Here is a 15,839-nt window from a genome sequence, read left to right on the forward strand (position 1 = left end):
TGCCTTTCTTTATATTGATCTATGTACAAGAATCTGTTCTTTTATTCTCATTTTCGATAGGATAATAACCATGATGAGACCTCCAAATGAAAGAACACCAAAGAAAAGATAGGTATAAAAGATCGTGAATTTATCAAAAATGACTCCGCCAACAAAAGTGCAAAACCAAGAACCAAGCCCGTTTCCGACAGCGGTATATAATGAGACTGCAGTAGCTCTTACTTCACTTGGTGTATACACCCTGACATAATCCATAGCAGCTGGAATAAACAAACCTACTGAAAAGCCTTGTACAATGGTTGTAGCCAAAACTACCGGAAAAGTCGGCTCAAAAAAGTAAAATGTCCAGCGTACAGCAGAAACGGTTGCCGCAAACATCATAATGGGCATCATGCCCCATCTTTTAATTGTCAGACCTGCAAACTTCATAAAAGGCGCTTCACTGCCTGCAGCCAGTAAGAAAGCTAATCCAACTCCAGCTAAAGTGCCTCCTGTTTCCTGAATGTAAAAGCCAAAATAGAAGTTATTCGCAAAGATCGGTCCGAAAACAAGAAAAGTTGCCACAAGAAAAACCATGAATGAAGGCATTTTTATCAGTTTATCGATTCCCTTTTTCAAGTCCGTTTTTAATGTTTGATTCTCTTTTGGCATATTAAAGACGAAAAGAATACAAACGATAAGAACAGAAGAAAACATATAAAATATAACCTGAGTGCCATATGTCTCTGCAAGCTTGCCTGCGATATAAACGGCAATCGCAAATCCAACCGCACCAAAAAGCCTGTAATTCCCATACTGCTTGTTCTCTTTTTGGACATAATTTAGCAGGATACTATCCGATACAGGAACAAGCGCGCTATGTATGAACGAAAACAAAATGAGCAGAAACAATAGCCATATATATGAATCAAGCAATAGTATGCTGTAGCCTAATCCCGCTGTTAACAATAGTGAAAAACCCAATACGGATCGAGGACGTCTTGAAAAATCCGTGATCATCCCCCATAGCGGCTGGGCAAAAATCATAACAACAGGACTTATGGACATTAAAGTTCCTATTTCAGTTCCATTTAGCCCAACCTCTTCTTTAAAATAAACACCCAATAAAGGAAACAAACTGCCCAAGCTAAAAAAGCAAAGCAAATAAAAGCCTTTTAAACTCATTGAGGTTTGATCAAACGTTTTATTCATGATGTATTCCTCTTCTCTTTTTCCGCCTATTTTGCAAGTTCATAAATGGCTTGTGCATATATAGCAGCAGCCCGCAATAGATCATCAACATACATGTATTCATCTTTTTGGTGAGCTACATCTTCTCTGCCAGGGAACAATGCACCAAATGCTACACCGGTATTCAGGGACCTTGCGTAAGTTCCTCCCCCAATAGCAATCAAATCCCCTTTTTCTCCTGTCTGCTCTTCATAAACCTTTTGCAGCGTTTTAATCAAAGCGTGTTTTTCATCCACATAATTTGGCGGATTATTTTCGATTACTTTCATAACCCAATTATCTTTTTCAGCTTTTTGTAAAAGTGTATTTTCAATTTCCTCACTGTTGTGGGTTACCGGATAACGAATATTTAATCCTATCCTCCCGCCTTCAGCCCTGGTAAATTTCATTACACCAGCATTAACGGTTAATTTTCCGCTAGCTTGATCTTCAGCTGCAATCCCAAGTTTATTTCCTGTGTATTCTCCTGTCACATCTTCAAGGAGTGATAAGAATACTTTTTCAGGTCCTGTAAACGTATAACCATTTAGAAATTCAGCAAGCTCTATCCCGGCATTTATTCCAATCTCAGGTGTACTGCCATGCGCTGATTTTCCTTCTGTCTGTAAAGTAAGTTCCCCATTTTCAATAAATGATTGACTTTGTATTCCTTTCTTCTCTGCATAATTAGCAAAAGCTTCTTTAATCGACTCAAGATCACGGCCTGTTATTTTGGCATATGCGCGGTCAGGCACCATATTTAAACGCTGTCCTGATTGGAATGAGATCAATTGAAGACCATCCGCACTTTGGGTATCCCCTGATAAAGTAAATTCAACATCAAAGATACCTTTTTCAGCATTAATAATCGGAAAATCGGCATCTGGAGCAAAACCAAAATTAGGCATTTCTTCATTTTGAAAATAATGTCGTACGCATTGCCAATTGCTTTCTTCGTCGCAGCCAATAATCATACGAACTCGTTTTGTTAATGGCAGCTTCAATTCTTGTATAATTTTCATTGCGTAGAATGCTGCCATTGTGGGTCCTTTATCATCTATTGCACCTCTTGCATAGATCTTCCCATCTTTTATTTCGGCTCCAAAAGGATCAACCGACCAGCCTTCTCCTGCAGGAACAACGTCGACATGACATAGGATGCCTACCAATTCCTCTCCGCTTCCCATTTCTAAGTGTCCTGCATATCCATTTACATTTTTTGCTGTCATTCCGCTTTCTTTTCCGAGATCAAGTAAATAGGACAATGCTTTAAAAATATCGGGACCAAATGGGGCACCCTCTGTTCCGTTGAATTCATCTAATATACTAGGAATTTTTAAGAGTCCTTGTGTATCCTCCAAGATTTTTTCTTTTCTTTTTTCAACTTCTTTTTGCCAACTAATTGCAGTCACCTTTTACACCCCTTCATGATTGCCCGATAGAGACTCGTATACTTCTTTATTGCAAATAATATAAAGCCTTGCATTTTTGCGGATTGGATCATTTAATTTTTTATTAATGCCTAAATCGCTTCCGTCGGAAATTAAAGTTGCTCCTTCTTTTAAAAGTCCTTCGAAAGCATCTTTATAAGTTTTCCACTCATCTCTTGTCTTTACTTCAAATAAGTTTTCCCCTTCTTTATGGGACAGAAGCTGAGTATATATATCCGTAATTCCCTTCGAAAAAGCAGACCTTACAGCCATACGTGATACTGTTTCATGACTTAAAACAAATTCATCAACTTTTGCATGCCTGAAATTTTTAATGTTTTCTTCCTTTTTTATTTCAACGGTACTATGTATGTCCGGAGTTAGCCTTTCAACCGAAGTTACAACCAATAATGTTTTTCCGTCAGCTAAAGCGGAATCTTGAATAGAATCATCTGAAAAGACCAGTACAGATTTTGCTTCATTAATATTCGCCTGAAGAAGAACTGATTCACTTGAAGGGTCTCCTTGTATGTAATGCACATTCTTATGTGTTAAAGGTGTTACCGATAAGTGATCGATTAAAACGATGTCTAATTCTGGATGAGTCTCAATTATTTCAGAAATGGCATACTTCGCCTTTTCTGACCAGCCGATTATAACAAAATGACCTTTCCCTTTAAAGTCCAACCTTCCTTCCTCCTTACGTTTTCGATGGGCACCTAAAGCTTCAACTAATTTTCCGATAGCTAAACCGGCAATACCAATGCCAATCAAAAAAATAAAAATGGCATAAATTCGGCCAGCTAAAGTTACAGGATAGAAATCTCCGTACCCTACCGTCGTAACTGTTGTCATTACATACCATAAAGCATCAAACCAGCCTGGAAATGTTTCAGGTTCTAAAATACGCATAACAATTGATGAGAAGATGACGATAAAAAAAGTAAAGGAGAATATTCCAAGCTTATTTGTAAGAACCAGCTGTTTAAATAATCTCTGCAAGATATACACCATCGACCCTCCTAACTTTATACAGTTTCCATAACTTTTTCATTGTACCTTATATCCTGAAATTTTGTTATTGGTCTTTTTCAAAGTTTTGGAAAAAAACACAGGTTGACTTTTTCAGGTTTTCGTGTATAATATTGCGTAAATGGGAGGTGTGGTGTGTTACCTGTACTGACAAATATTCCTTAAAATAAGGATTATATGTTCTTTACAAAGGTTTTGCTGCATAGCCGCACAGACATCTTTTTGAACTTTTTACAACGAAGCAAATGGCTGACGCAGCGAAGAACCGATATGGATTCTTCGCTTTTTTATTTTCTAAAAAGGATGGGTCTTACGAATTAAAGAGATTGTAATCTAACATTCATAGTTAATTAACTTTTGATTGCTATCATATAGTATGTTAACAACTAATTTAAACAAGGAGTGGTTTTTTGAGTCCTTCAACTGACAGAATGTTGAATCGTGTAAAAGCCCTGTATTTGTTTATTCGCAAGAAAGGTACTGTAACAACACGAGAATTAGTTGAAGAATTTGGAACTACACAGCGAACAATCCAGAGAGATTTGAATGTACTTTCTTATAACAATTTGGTAACAAGTCCTGCCCGCGGAATGTGGGAAACGACAGCAAAAAAAGTAAAAGTATCATAATATAAATATTTAAAAATGGATAAGCAAAAAATAATCCCCGCTACAGTTAGCGGGGACTTTTTTATGCCGTTTTATAATTCTTCAAGGTTATCTTTTAGAAGTAAATCAGACGTCCGTTCAATTTTCCACTCCCGAGTTTTCCAGTCTGGCTGTCCTGTCACAGGCATATATTTTTCATCGTGCCCTAATAAACTTTTCCAAAAGCCTTCAGACAGAACAAACCCCGTCACCTGCTGACGCTCAGTGTCCATTACAAGGTCTTTAATCTTCCCTACCTTTTCTCCTGTTTGGTCAGTTACTGGCCAATCTTTTACAGCCATATAGGAATAACATTCAACCGGTTCTTCCTTTTGCCTTTCGTTGCCTTCAAAAACCAGCTTATCTTCTTGAATATCGACTACCTGATGCCAAGGGATAAAGTAGGTTTCCTTCACTTGATTATAATTAGTTTCCGGATAAGCACTGCCAGCCATAGGAGTATTTTGTGTTCCAATCCCTGATGTTGCCGCCACAACAGTTTCCATATGACGATCTGCAGGCATTTCTTCATGATCCTGACCTCTGTTTTCAACAGAGTAAGTAAAATAACACAAACGATGATCGTACATGTTAAAAAGAATATCGTTTACTTTATGTTCATCAATAGAAGCCCCATCATGTTCAGCTTTTGCACCAATTATTTTCTCAGCAGATAACTTCATTCGGATTAATCCTCCTTTTTATTGGAAGATACCCCTTGTGATTTATTCAAAAACATCCACTTTTTCAGAAAGCAACGAAAGCTCTTCCTCGGTTAATTCTCGATACGTTCCTAATGGGAGTGTATCATCTAGTTTCAATTTCCCCATCTGTATTCTTTGCAGATAAGTCACTTTTCTCCCGACCGCTTCAAACATTCGTTTCACCTGATGAAACTTACCTTCTGTAATGGTTAGTAAAACTTCTGATTCCTCTAACGCATTCTCAATGATTTCTAGCTTAGCGGGCTGAGTCTTGTAGCCATCCTCTAAAACAATACCTTCAGTAAATTTTTCGAAAGTATCTTCAGGTATTGCACCATTTATTTTTGCGAAATAGGTTTTTGGTACATGTTTTTTCGGCGACAATAAAGTATGTGACAGCTGTCCATCATTCGTCAAAATCAAAAGTCCTTCTGTATCTTTATCTAATCTTCCTACTGGAAAAGGCTCATAAGCCTGATCCTCCATTTCCAATAAATCGATGACCGTTTCATGACGTGAATCTTCAGTTGCAGAAATGACTCCTTGCGGCTTATTCATCATTAAATATATATATTCTTTGTAAACAGCTTCCTCACCATGAACTAACACGTGGTCCTTTTCAGGGTTGGCTTGTGTTTTTGGGTCTTTAACAACATCACCGTTTAGTGTCACGCCACCTGACCTTAGTAATTGTTTAACTTCTTTTCTGCTTCCAAAGCCTGTGTTTGAAAGCCATTTATCTATTCTCATATGAACCTCCAGTTGTATGATATATATTTCCTATATTATTGTAAAAAATTGATTGGTTTTTATAAAAACAGGGTAATTTAGTACTATAGGAGGAATTGGAATGAAAAGGAAAATAGGTCTTCTAGCAACTGCACGAAAAAAAGCTTCAAACCCTTCGGCAGCTATTGATTTATACATAAGCCCATTGTTTGAAAAGTCCGTTCAATATGCACAAAATCATTATGATGATTTTTATTTTTATAGTGCAAAAGAAGGGCTTTTAACGAAAGACCAATACATTGAACCGTATAATGTGTCGATCAAAAATTTTTCCACATCAGAAAAACGGGAGTGGGCAGAAAAGGTAATCTCCGAGTTAGAGAATTATGTTAAACCCTCACAATGCAAGATTTATCTTCATGGCGGCTGGGTATACCGGGAGTACCTTCAACCAGAATTAGAAAAAGCCGGTTTTCAGTACGAAGTGCCGCTGGAAGGTTACAGCATTGGTAATCAGCTTAAGTGGTACGATGAACAGCAAGAGGTTAAAAAATAATATTCTCCATTGGAAAAGAAGGCTGCAGCAGCCTTCTTTTTTCATTCCCATTATTTCTTTCGTTTAAGAAATGGTATACGATCACCCAAGATAATAGTCAGTAAACCCGATCGGTAACTTAAGAAAATATATACCGCTCCTCCTGTAAGGATACCCACTGTAAGCTCAATAATCGTATCCAGTCTTGTATCTGGCTTTCCTAATAATGAGGTAACACCGATGACTGCTATAGACATGATTACGATAAATACCATCATAAGCACCGTTCTTCGGTATACCCATTTGAATGAAAAACCGCTGTATTTTTTAATTATATATAGGTTAAACAATATAGAGAGAGTATATCCGATGTCTGTTGCAATAACCGATCCTGTTCCGGCGAATACTAAAAGCAGCGGTTTATTCAGCAGCAGCTTTGCTAAAAAGCCGACACTTAAACTGATAAAAGCAAATCGCTGCTGGTTCAAACCTTGCAGGATAGCTGCCGTTACAGTAAATAAAGCAAACCATAATGCTGTTGGTGCATACCATTGCAGATAAAATCCGCCTGTTTCCATAGATGGCATTCCGAAAAGGGCACCATATGCAGGATATGCCAGCACAGCGAGCCCAATTGCCGCTGGTGCCGTTAAAAATAATACCATTTGAAACGTTTGCGTGATTTGTTTATGCAATATTTCTTTATTGTTTTGAGTAAATGATTTTGTGATGACCGGTATTAATGTCAGCGCAAGGGCCGTTGCAAGAGAAACGGGAATCATAACAAGTTTATGTGCGATCTGTGTAATGATCGCAAACACAGATTCTGCTTTTTCTTGTGTGTAGCCATAGTCTTTAAGCGTTTTAACTATTGTAAATTGATCGACCATTTGATAAAGCGGAATAGCAAGTCCAACCGCAACAAATGGTATGGCATATTTAATCGTTTCTTTGTAGATATCTATTATTGAGATATTTGCAACAGGTTTGCTTTTGTCATACATTTTTTTTAGATGAGGCTTTCGTTTTGCCCAATACCAAAGCAAGACGATCAATCCGGCTAAAGCTCCTAATGTCGCGGCAAATGTAGACAAAGCAACCGCAGTAGTAGTCTTCCCATCTAGTATATTCATAACAATAAAACTAGCTATGAGAATAAATAGAATTCTGACAATCTGTTCAATGACCTGAGACACAGCTGTAGGTCCCATCGATTGAAAGCCTTGGAAATAACCGCGTATTAAGCTCATCGATGGCACGATAATTAAAGCGGTACTAACCATCCTGATTACTAATGTAATGTCAGCGATGCTGTTGCCTTTCCCGCCGCGTTCATCAATAATTTGATGGGCGAGAGCAGGGGCTGAGAGATACAGGATAAGGAATGCCAAAATTCCTGTTATCGTCATTACAAGCAAACCAGATTTCAGCAATTTTCTTCCTGCTGCGTAGTCTCCTAATGCATTGTATTTTGAAACAAATTTCGAAACTGCAAGTGGTACTCCCATTGTGGAAATACTAAGCAGGATCGTATATGGAATGTAAGCATAACCGTATAGAGCCATGCCTTGTTCTCCTACTAAATTGGTAAATGGAATAACAAAGATCAATCCAATAAATTTCGAGAAAAATGTAGCGGCAGATAAGATCAATGTTCCACGAAGTAATCGAGACAAATATTTCAGCTCCTACTAAAAATCCTAAAGAAAATTTGCCTGACACTCTATGTTTCCGCCAGGCTTTATTACACTTATCCTTTAAACCAAAACATGTAACTACGCCGAAAATGCTTCCTGGCAACCGTTACTTTTCTAAAGTGTAAAAAACATTATTAGTATTGTATCACATAAAAAGCCCGTGTAACCTCATTTAACTTTTTGCAAAAAAGTAAGGAATTGAAAATACATAGCCTTTTTCAAAGTGCTATGCTATTGTATGAAATGATTTTATCTGATCGTTTAAGAAAGTTGGGATGTCATGGTTTATGACTGTATAGTTATCGGGGGAGGTCCTTCAGGTCTTATGGCCAGTGTTGGCGCGGCTTCAAACGGAGCTCGTGTCCTCTTGATAGATAAAGGAGAAAAACTCGGACGCAAGCTTGCCATATCAGGCGGCGGCCGCTGTAATGTAACAAACCGCTTGCCTGTTGATGAGATCATTAAACACATACCGGGTAACGGGCGTTTTTTATACAGTGCTTTTTCTGTCTTTAACAATGAGGATATCATTTCGTTTTTTGAAGGCCTCGGAATAAAACTTAAAGAAGAAGATCATGGACGCATGTTTCCCGTTTCAAATAAAGCAACAGATGTCGTACAAGCACTCCTAGGGAAAATCAAACAGCTTGGCGTCCAAATCCGGACAAATACGCCAGTAAAGACCATAAATTATAAAAAAGAAAACCACGAAGTTATCCTGCAAAACGGAGAAGTACTAAAAACAAAATCTATCGTTATCGCTGTTGGCGGAAAGTCAGTACCGCATACTGGTTCTACGGGTGATGGCTATGCATGGGCAATAAAAGCAGGTCATACCATAACGGAGCTGTATCCAACGGAAGTGCCGATCACCTCAGATGAAAGCTTTATAAAACAAAAAACATTGCAGGGTATTTCACTAAGAAACGTTGCACTTTCTGTATGGAACCCTAAGGGTAAGATGATTAAAGCTCACCAGATGGATATGATTTTCACGCATTTTGGAGTGTCTGGACCAGCAGCATTGCGCTGCAGCCAATATGTTGTGAAAGCACTGAAAAAGTTTGAAGTACCTTCTATCGAGATGCGAATCGACTCATTTCCAGAGAAGGCTGAAGAAGCATTACTTTCAGAGATTCAGAATAGAATGGATGCTGAACCTAAAAAGGCTGTTAAAAATGTTTTAAAAGGAATGCTTCCAGAAAAGTTTCTTTTGTTTTTAATTGAAAACGCCGGCATTGATGGCGACGTTTCAGCCGATCAAATCCCTAAACAGTCATTGCGCAATCTAGCTCAGCAGATGAAAGGCTTCTCGTTCCACGTGAACGGAACACTTTCTATCGAGAAAGCTTTCGTAACGGGTGGTGGTGTCTCTGTAAAAGAAATCGCTCCCCAAACTATGGCTTCTAAAATCCAGGAAGGTCTTTTCTTCTGCGGGGAAATTCTGGACCTACATGGTTACACAGGCGGCTACAACATAACAGTAGCTTTTGTCACTGGCAACATAGCTGGTACAAATGCCGCTTATCATGCTCTGGGTTAATCTATTTTTTATAAATAATCATGGCTGAGAAAGAAAACATGGTTGAGTTTTCCTCATGTACATTTTCACAAACCGCAATCTGATACTTAATATCAATAAATTGATCATGAGGTATACCGCTTAAGAATTCATTCACACTTTTCTCCAGATCATCCTCATGCTCTTCATCAAAAACCTTGACTTGAATCATAAAAGCATCCCCCTGCGAATGAGTTTGTTGCTTCAGCATTCGTTCAGAGAGGATGCTTTTCCTTTGTTGGACTTTGACTAGTTTTGTCTTATAAACTTTCGATAGCTGTTTGAATGGGAACTTCTCCTTCAATCAGTTCAAAAACTTTTTTGTAAACATGCTCATTGCCCAAACAAATAGCTATCGTTCTCGCTACATCTGCTCTTGGAATTGAGCCATGTTCATTTAATTTTTGCTTAGCATTGATCAGTCCCATACCGTCTTCATCAGTTAATGCACCAGGACGCAGGATCGTGTAGTTTAATGAACTTCTCATCAAAATCTCATCTGCACTTCCTTTTGCCTTCAGGTAATGCTGTAAACTTTCAGGTCCTTCTTCCGGTGTGTCTGCCGCTAATGAACTGACCATAATAAATTGTTTTATACCATGCTTTTCAGAGAGTTTGATTGATTTCACAGCTCCTTCATAATCCACTGCTTCCGTTTTTTCAGGCCCTGTATGACCTCCTGAGCCAGCTGTAAAAATAACCGTTTCTATTCCTTCGAAAACATGCTCAAAATCCTTTTCTAAGTCCCCTAGCACGGCTTTAATGTTTTCGTGCTGAAAGTGATCCTGCTGCTCCTCTTTTCTAACCATAGCTTTAACTGAGTGACCTTGCTCAGCCAGCATTACACTCGTAAGTTTTCCGATGTTTCCGTTTGCCCCAATAATAAGAACGTTCATATAAGCCACTCCTTCAACTTGAATACTTATCTATTGTTTCACTAAATGCCTTTTGTAAAACATAGAAGTGTTACGGAGAGTTAGGATCTGTGCTTGGAGTTTTCGAAGTAACAATGATGTTCAAATATTCTGCATGCTTCTGACGCTCATATATATCCTATGGCACCATATATTCCGTATCGCGCACGTTATAGGTTACAGGTTTAAAACTACGGGTTTATCAATATATCTAACAAAAAAGCCTCAAAAAGCCAATTCAACCGGCTTTTTAAGACTTTACTTAAATAATTACCATAGTTTCTTGCAGATGCTTCTCTAATTCTTCCGGCTTCAAAGGTTTAAACAAGTAATAACCTTGTCCGTATAAACATCCTTGTTCTAAGAGGAATTCAATCTGTTTACAGCTCTCGATTCCTTCTGCGATAACATGGAAACTGAGGTTATGGCCCATATCAATGATTGTTTTTACGATGGCCCCTGCTTTTGAATCAGTTAGAATATCATCAATAAACATTTTATCAATTTTCAAGGTGTCCACCGGCAGTTGTCTTAAGTAAGTTAACGACGAGTATCCCGTTCCAAAATCATCTATGGAAATGCGAATCCCTTTTGCTCTTAATCGGTGCAGTACAGGCAAGGATTCCTCCATACTTTCCATTGTTGTACTTTCTGTTATTTCTAACTCAAGGAATGAGGCAGGAAAATGGGTTTCAGCTAAAATACTTTCCACTCTCTCCACAAAGGATTCCTCTAGGAGCTGTCTAACAGAAATATTAACAGAAATAAAAAGATCTTTATATCCGTTTTCATGCCATTTTGAGCCTTGTTGACAAGCGTTTTTCAGCACCCATTCACCGATAGGGAGAATCATTCCTGTTTCTTCTGCAATCGGTATAAATTCAGCAGGCGAAACGATCCCTTCTGAGTTTTTTTTCCACCTTAGCAAAGCTTCAACACCTATAATTTTGCTTGTATGGAATTCAACTTGTGGCTGATAGACAAGAAATAATTCATTGTTCTTCAAGGCTTTTCTTAGACCATGTTCCAAATTCAGCCTTCTTTCCATCTTACTGTCATGCTGCTCCGTAAAAAATTGATACGTGTTTCTTCCACGATCTTTTGCCTGATATAGGGCTGAATCAGCTCTTTTTAAAAGTGTATCGCTGTCATACCCGTTTCCTGGATATAAGCTTATCCCGATGCTTGGTGTCGTAAAGACTTCTTTACCGCTTAACAAGAATGGTTTTGTAAAAGAAAAAATAATATCTTCAGCGACAGTTCTTACTTCTGATTCATTATTAAATTCTAAGAGTATAAGAAACTCATCCCCGCTTCTTCTAAAGACTTGCCCTTTGCCTGCGACAGTTAATTTTAGCAAATCAGCAACCTTTTGCAGTAAAAGATCGCCGAAACTATGTCCAAGTGTATCATTGAGCACATTGAACCGGTCAAGGTCCAAATATAGCAAAGCCATATTTCCTTTTTTCAAATCGAGTTCTTTCATTTTCTGTTCAATCGTTTCCATAAAACCATTACGATTCGGCAATCCTGTCAGCTCATCGAAATATGCCATTTGATTAATGGTCATTTCGGCGTGCTTTCGTTCAGTGATATCGATAAGAATTGAATTAAAATCTATCAGTTCTTTCTTTTCATTTAGGAAAGGAATGCCGCGATCATGTATCCAGCGGATCTCTCCATCTGGGCGAAGTATTCTGTATTCACTTGTAGCAATAATTCCATTTTCAATATCAGAAGCGCGCTTTAGAATTATCTCATTATCATCAGGGTGTATCACTTTTTTCCATAGATCTGCATCCTCATAAAATGCTTGGAGAGGATAACCATAAAGTTTTTCAATACCAGATGTGATAAGGAGTTTGTTTGTTTGAAGATTATGAGACCAGATCGCCACATCAATACTGTCAAAAACATTTTGAAGCTTAACTCTGCTTGCTTCTAATTCTGCATAGGTTTCCTTGTGTTTTTGAATTTCCCGTTCAAGTTCCATTGCATGGCTGTCTTTTTCTTTCAACATTTTGTATACAAAAAAACTAAATACAAAAATGGTACCGATATCTAAAGCAGGCATGATAAAAGTTTTGCTTTGGATTGTCCCTATTGTGCCCGCAAAATGAATGGTTAAAAAAACCGCAATTATTCCTACCCATTTCTTTTTATTTGAATGTTTAAGTGCCATTGAGAGCCTCCAGGGTACTAGATATACCTTTACTATCGACTGAATCCCGTTATTTTTCACTTTTACAGCTGAATTTAGATCTTTTTGGCAATTTTATGAGATTCCACAAAAAAACTCTCTGCTCGATGGAGCAGAGAGTTTTTGATTATTCTTTATTATATTCAAGCATTCCGCCGGTCATATTTTTAACTTTGAAGCCTTGATCCTGTAAAAAGTAAGCAACATTTTCACTTCGTCTGCCGGATCGGCAAATAATAATGTGCTCTCCATTTTTATCAATCTCAGCTAAACGGTCAGGAATTTCACCCATCTTAATATGTGCAGCCTCTGGAATCTTTCCTTCTGCTACTTCTTCGTCTTCACGAACATCAATTAATGATACTTTTTTACCTTCTTTTAAAAGCTGTTTCACTTCAGAGGGTGAAATTTCTTCTAATTCGTAATCCATGAAAGGGCCTCCTTAATTAGCAACGATATTTACAAGTTTACCAGGTACGGTGATCACTTTGCGAATCGTCTTGCCTTCTATGCTTTGCTGAACGACCTCTTCTTTTAATGCGATCTGCTCCATATCCTGACCGTTGCTATTTGCTGGAATTGTCATCTTCGCTTTTAATTTACCATTAACCTGAACAACGATTTCAACTTCGTTTTCAACGAGCTGAGCTTCGTCCCAAACAGGCCAAGCTTCGTAAGCGATACTTCCTGTACCACCTAACTTTTCCCAAAGCTCTTCGCAAATATGCGGAGCAATCGGCGAAAGCATTTTAACAAAGCCTTGAATTAAATCTTTCGGAAGCGCTTCTTGTTTATTGGCTTCATTAACAAATACCATAAGCTGTGAAATAGCCGTATTAAAACGAAGACCTTCGTAATCTTCAGTTACTTTTTTAACCGTCAAATGATAAAGGCGGTTAAAGGCTTCCGTTCCTTTTGTATCTTGAATGGCAGGATTCAGGCTCTCTCCGTCTTCAGATCCTAACAATCTCCATACACGATCTAAGAAACGGCGAGCACCATCAAGACCTGTTGTACTCCATGCGATAGAAGCATCAAGCGGTCCCATGAACATTTCGTATAAACGCAGTGTATCCGCACCATGACTCACAACAATCTCATCAGGATTAACGACATTGCCTTTTGATTTACTCATCTTTTCGTTATTTTCACCAAGAATCATACCTTGGTTAAATAAACGCTGGAAAGGTTCCTTCGTTGGAACAACTCCAAGATCATATAACACTTTATGCCAGAAACGTGCATAAAGAAGGTGCAACACTGCGTGTTCTGCTCCGCCAATATAAATATCTACCGGCAGCCAGTGCTCCAATTTCTCAGGTGAAGCTAACTGCTCTTCATTTTTTGGATCGATGTAGCGAAGGTAATACCAGCAGCTTCCTGCCCACTGCGGCATTGTATTCGTTTCTCGTCGTCCCTTCTTGCCAGTTAAAGGGTCAACAACATTTACCCAGTCTTCAACGTTAGCAAGAGGTGATTCTCCTGTCCCAGAAGGTCTGATTTCTTTTACAACAGGAAGAAGCAGTGGCAGTTCTTCTTCAGAGACAGTTGTCATCGTTCCATCTTCCCAATGAATAATAGGAATTGGCTCTCCCCAATAACGCTGGCGGGAGAACAGCCAGTCGCGAAGACGGTAAGTGATCTTTTTCTCACCTTTACCGTTCTCAACAAGCCAAGCATTCATTTTTGCGATGGCTTCGATTTTTTGCATTCCATTTAAGAAGTCAGAGTTCACATGCTCGCCATCGCCCGTATAAGCCGCTTCAGATACATTTCCGCCTGCCACTACTTCAGCAATCGGTAGCTCAAATTTAACGGCAAACTCGTGATCACGCTCATCATGAGCAGGAACAGCCATAATAGCCCCAGTTCCATAGCTTGCTAGTACGTAATCGGCAATCCAGATTGGAAGCTTAGCACCTGTTACCGGGTGGATCGCGTATGCCCCAGTAAACACGCCAGACTTTTCTTTCGCAAGTTCTGTACGTTCAAGGTCAGATTTAGTCTCTACTTGCCTTTGATAAGCAGTGACAGCTTCAAGCTGTTCGTCTGTAACAATCTCTTTTACAAGCTTATTTTCAGGAGCAAGCACAAGGTATGTTGCGCCAAAAAGTGTGTCTGGTCTAGTTGTAAACACCGTAATTTTAGAAGAATGACCGTCTACATCAAAATGAACCTCTGCACCTTCTGAACGTCCGATCCAGTTACGCTGCATATCTTTCAAGCTCTCAGGCCAATCCAATTCTTCCAGATCTTCTAAAAGTCTGTCGGCATAAGCTGTAATCTTAAGCATCCATTGTTTCATTGGCTTGCGGACTACAGGATGTCCTCCGCGCTCACTTTTGCCATCGATCACTTCTTCATTGGCTAGAACTGTTCCAAGAGCTTCACACCAGTTAACCGGCACTTCATCAACGTACGCCAGACCTTTTTTATACAATTGGATAAAAATCCATTGCGTCCATTTGTAGTAAGATGGATCTGTTGTATTTACTTCACGGTCCCAATCATAAGAGAAACCTAAGTCTTTAATCTGTCTGCGGAATGTATTAATGTTTTGTTCCGTAAACTCAGCAGGGTCATTACCTGTATCAAGTGCATATTGTTCAGCAGGAAGACCAAATGCATCCCAGCCCATTGGGTGAAGTACATTATAGCCTTGCATGCGTTTCATGCGAGATAGGATGTCTGTTGCTGTATATCCTTCCGGGTGTCCTACGTGTAGACCTGCTCCAGATGGATAGGGAAACATATCCAATGCGTAGAACTTCTTTTTGTCATATTCTTCTTTGGTTTGGAATGTCTTGTTTTCATCCCAAAAATGCTGCCATTTTTTTTCGATCGTTTTGTGGTTATAATACATAACCGTTCCTCCTTCATAGACCCTGCTTTTTGATGAAAATAAAAGGCTTTTTTCTAAAAGATTTTTGACTCTTCATTGAAAGTTGATTGGAGCGTAAGGTGCGAGACTCCTCGAAAATGAAAAATCACATTTTCTTCGTGCGATGTAACGCTGTCGAAGCCTTCCTTGTCCTGCGGGAGCAGCGTGCCAGCTACCTGAGTAATCTTCTCGTTAAGGCATGCGACGAGGAAGCTCGCTTCGCTGTTGTTTTTCTTGTAGACACAGGAGCAGCACTTCACATCTTTCACCGTGGCTCACCACACGCCCCGCGGAAAGCGA

At 38.9% G+C, this 15,839-nt stretch carries 14 protein-coding genes; 3 read left to right on the plus strand and 11 right to left on the minus strand.

Annotation, left to right across the window (positions count from 1 at the left end):
* Window positions 1-9: 9 nt before the first annotated feature.
* Genes M3196_RS05315 through M3196_RS05325 form a run of 3 tightly spaced genes read right to left on the minus strand, consistent with a single transcriptional unit; the run spans window position 10 to window position 3,650 of the window.
* Window positions 10-1,191 (minus strand): MFS transporter, encoded by a 1,182-nt coding sequence (locus M3196_RS05315; RefSeq protein ID WP_251321179.1) that lies wholly within the window; start codon window positions 1,189-1,191, stop codon window positions 10-12.
* A gap of 26 nt (window positions 1,192-1,217) precedes the next feature.
* A complete protein-coding gene (gene pepV / locus M3196_RS05320; protein WP_251321180.1) occupies window positions 1,218-2,621 on the minus strand; it encodes a dipeptidase PepV in 1,404 nt (467 codons plus the stop codon).
* 3 nt (window positions 2,622-2,624) lie between these two features.
* On the minus strand, window positions 2,625-3,650 hold the full coding sequence (locus M3196_RS05325; protein ID WP_251321181.1) for a potassium channel family protein: 1,026 nt from the start codon (window positions 3,648-3,650) through the stop codon (window positions 2,625-2,627).
* A gap of 431 nt (window positions 3,651-4,081) precedes the next feature.
* On the opposite strand from M3196_RS05325, the gene M3196_RS05330 reads away from it, so the two are divergent.
* Window positions 4,082-4,300 carry a DeoR family transcriptional regulator gene (locus M3196_RS05330; protein WP_066291818.1) on the plus strand — a complete coding sequence of 73 codons (219 nt, stop codon included), beginning with the start codon at window positions 4,082-4,084 and terminating at the stop codon, window positions 4,298-4,300.
* A gap of 71 nt (window positions 4,301-4,371) precedes the next feature.
* Here M3196_RS05330 and M3196_RS05335 read toward each other — a convergent pair whose 3' ends face one another.
* Together M3196_RS05335 and M3196_RS05340 are read right to left on the minus strand one after the other, a co-directional pair.
* Entirely contained in the window at window positions 4,372-5,001 is a 630-nt protein-coding gene (locus M3196_RS05335) for a PRC-barrel domain-containing protein (protein ID WP_251321182.1), read from the minus strand.
* A 42-nt stretch (window positions 5,002-5,043) separates the two neighbouring features.
* The gene (locus M3196_RS05340; RefSeq protein WP_251321183.1) at window positions 5,044-5,772 is read right to left on the minus strand and encodes a pseudouridine synthase; all 729 of its coding nucleotides are present in this window, start codon (window positions 5,770-5,772) and stop codon (window positions 5,044-5,046) included.
* Between the two features lie 100 nt (window positions 5,773-5,872).
* On the opposite strand from M3196_RS05340, the gene M3196_RS05345 reads away from it, so the two are divergent.
* Window positions 5,873-6,307, plus strand: coding sequence for a DUF6884 domain-containing protein (locus M3196_RS05345; protein WP_251321184.1), 435 nt, complete (start codon window positions 5,873-5,875; stop codon window positions 6,305-6,307).
* Window positions 6,308-6,357: 50 nt separating this feature from the next.
* Here M3196_RS05345 and M3196_RS05350 read toward each other — a convergent pair whose 3' ends face one another.
* Window positions 6,358-7,962 carry a putative polysaccharide biosynthesis protein gene (locus M3196_RS05350; protein WP_251321185.1) on the minus strand — a complete coding sequence of 535 codons (1,605 nt, stop codon included), beginning with the start codon at window positions 7,960-7,962 and terminating at the stop codon, window positions 6,358-6,360.
* A 301-nt stretch (window positions 7,963-8,263) separates the two neighbouring features.
* On the opposite strand from M3196_RS05350, the gene M3196_RS05355 reads away from it, so the two are divergent.
* Window positions 8,264-9,526: an NAD(P)/FAD-dependent oxidoreductase gene (locus M3196_RS05355; protein ID WP_251321186.1), complete on the plus strand. Its 1,263-nt coding sequence runs from the start codon at window positions 8,264-8,266 to the stop codon at window positions 9,524-9,526.
* A gap of 1 nt (window position 9,527) precedes the next feature.
* Here M3196_RS05355 and M3196_RS05360 read toward each other — a convergent pair whose 3' ends face one another.
* The 5 genes from M3196_RS05360 to leuS all read right to left on the minus strand — a co-directional run bounded on the left by M3196_RS05360 (window position 9,528) and on the right by leuS (window position 15,521).
* Window positions 9,528-9,716 carry a sporulation protein Cse60 gene (locus M3196_RS05360; protein WP_251321187.1) on the minus strand — a complete coding sequence of 63 codons (189 nt, stop codon included), beginning with the start codon at window positions 9,714-9,716 and terminating at the stop codon, window positions 9,528-9,530.
* Between the two features lie 88 nt (window positions 9,717-9,804).
* The gene (locus M3196_RS05365) at window positions 9,805-10,440 is read right to left on the minus strand and encodes an SDR family oxidoreductase (protein WP_251321188.1); all 636 of its coding nucleotides are present in this window, start codon (window positions 10,438-10,440) and stop codon (window positions 9,805-9,807) included.
* 280 nt (window positions 10,441-10,720) lie between these two features.
* On the minus strand, window positions 10,721-12,640 hold the full coding sequence (locus M3196_RS05370; RefSeq protein WP_251321189.1) for a putative bifunctional diguanylate cyclase/phosphodiesterase: 1,920 nt from the start codon (window positions 12,638-12,640) through the stop codon (window positions 10,721-10,723).
* Window positions 12,641-12,785: 145 nt separating this feature from the next.
* Window positions 12,786-13,088 carry a rhodanese-like domain-containing protein gene (locus M3196_RS05375; protein WP_251321190.1) on the minus strand — a complete coding sequence of 101 codons (303 nt, stop codon included), beginning with the start codon at window positions 13,086-13,088 and terminating at the stop codon, window positions 12,786-12,788.
* Window positions 13,089-13,100: 12 nt separating this feature from the next.
* On the minus strand, window positions 13,101-15,521 hold the full coding sequence (gene leuS, locus M3196_RS05380) for a leucine--tRNA ligase (RefSeq protein ID WP_251321191.1): 2,421 nt from the start codon (window positions 15,519-15,521) through the stop codon (window positions 13,101-13,103).
* Between the last annotated feature and the right edge of the window lie 318 nt (window positions 15,522-15,839).

The organism is Fictibacillus nanhaiensis (genome assembly GCF_023715445.1).
Lineage (GTDB): Bacteria > Bacillota > Bacilli > Bacillales > Fictibacillaceae > Fictibacillus > Fictibacillus nanhaiensis_D.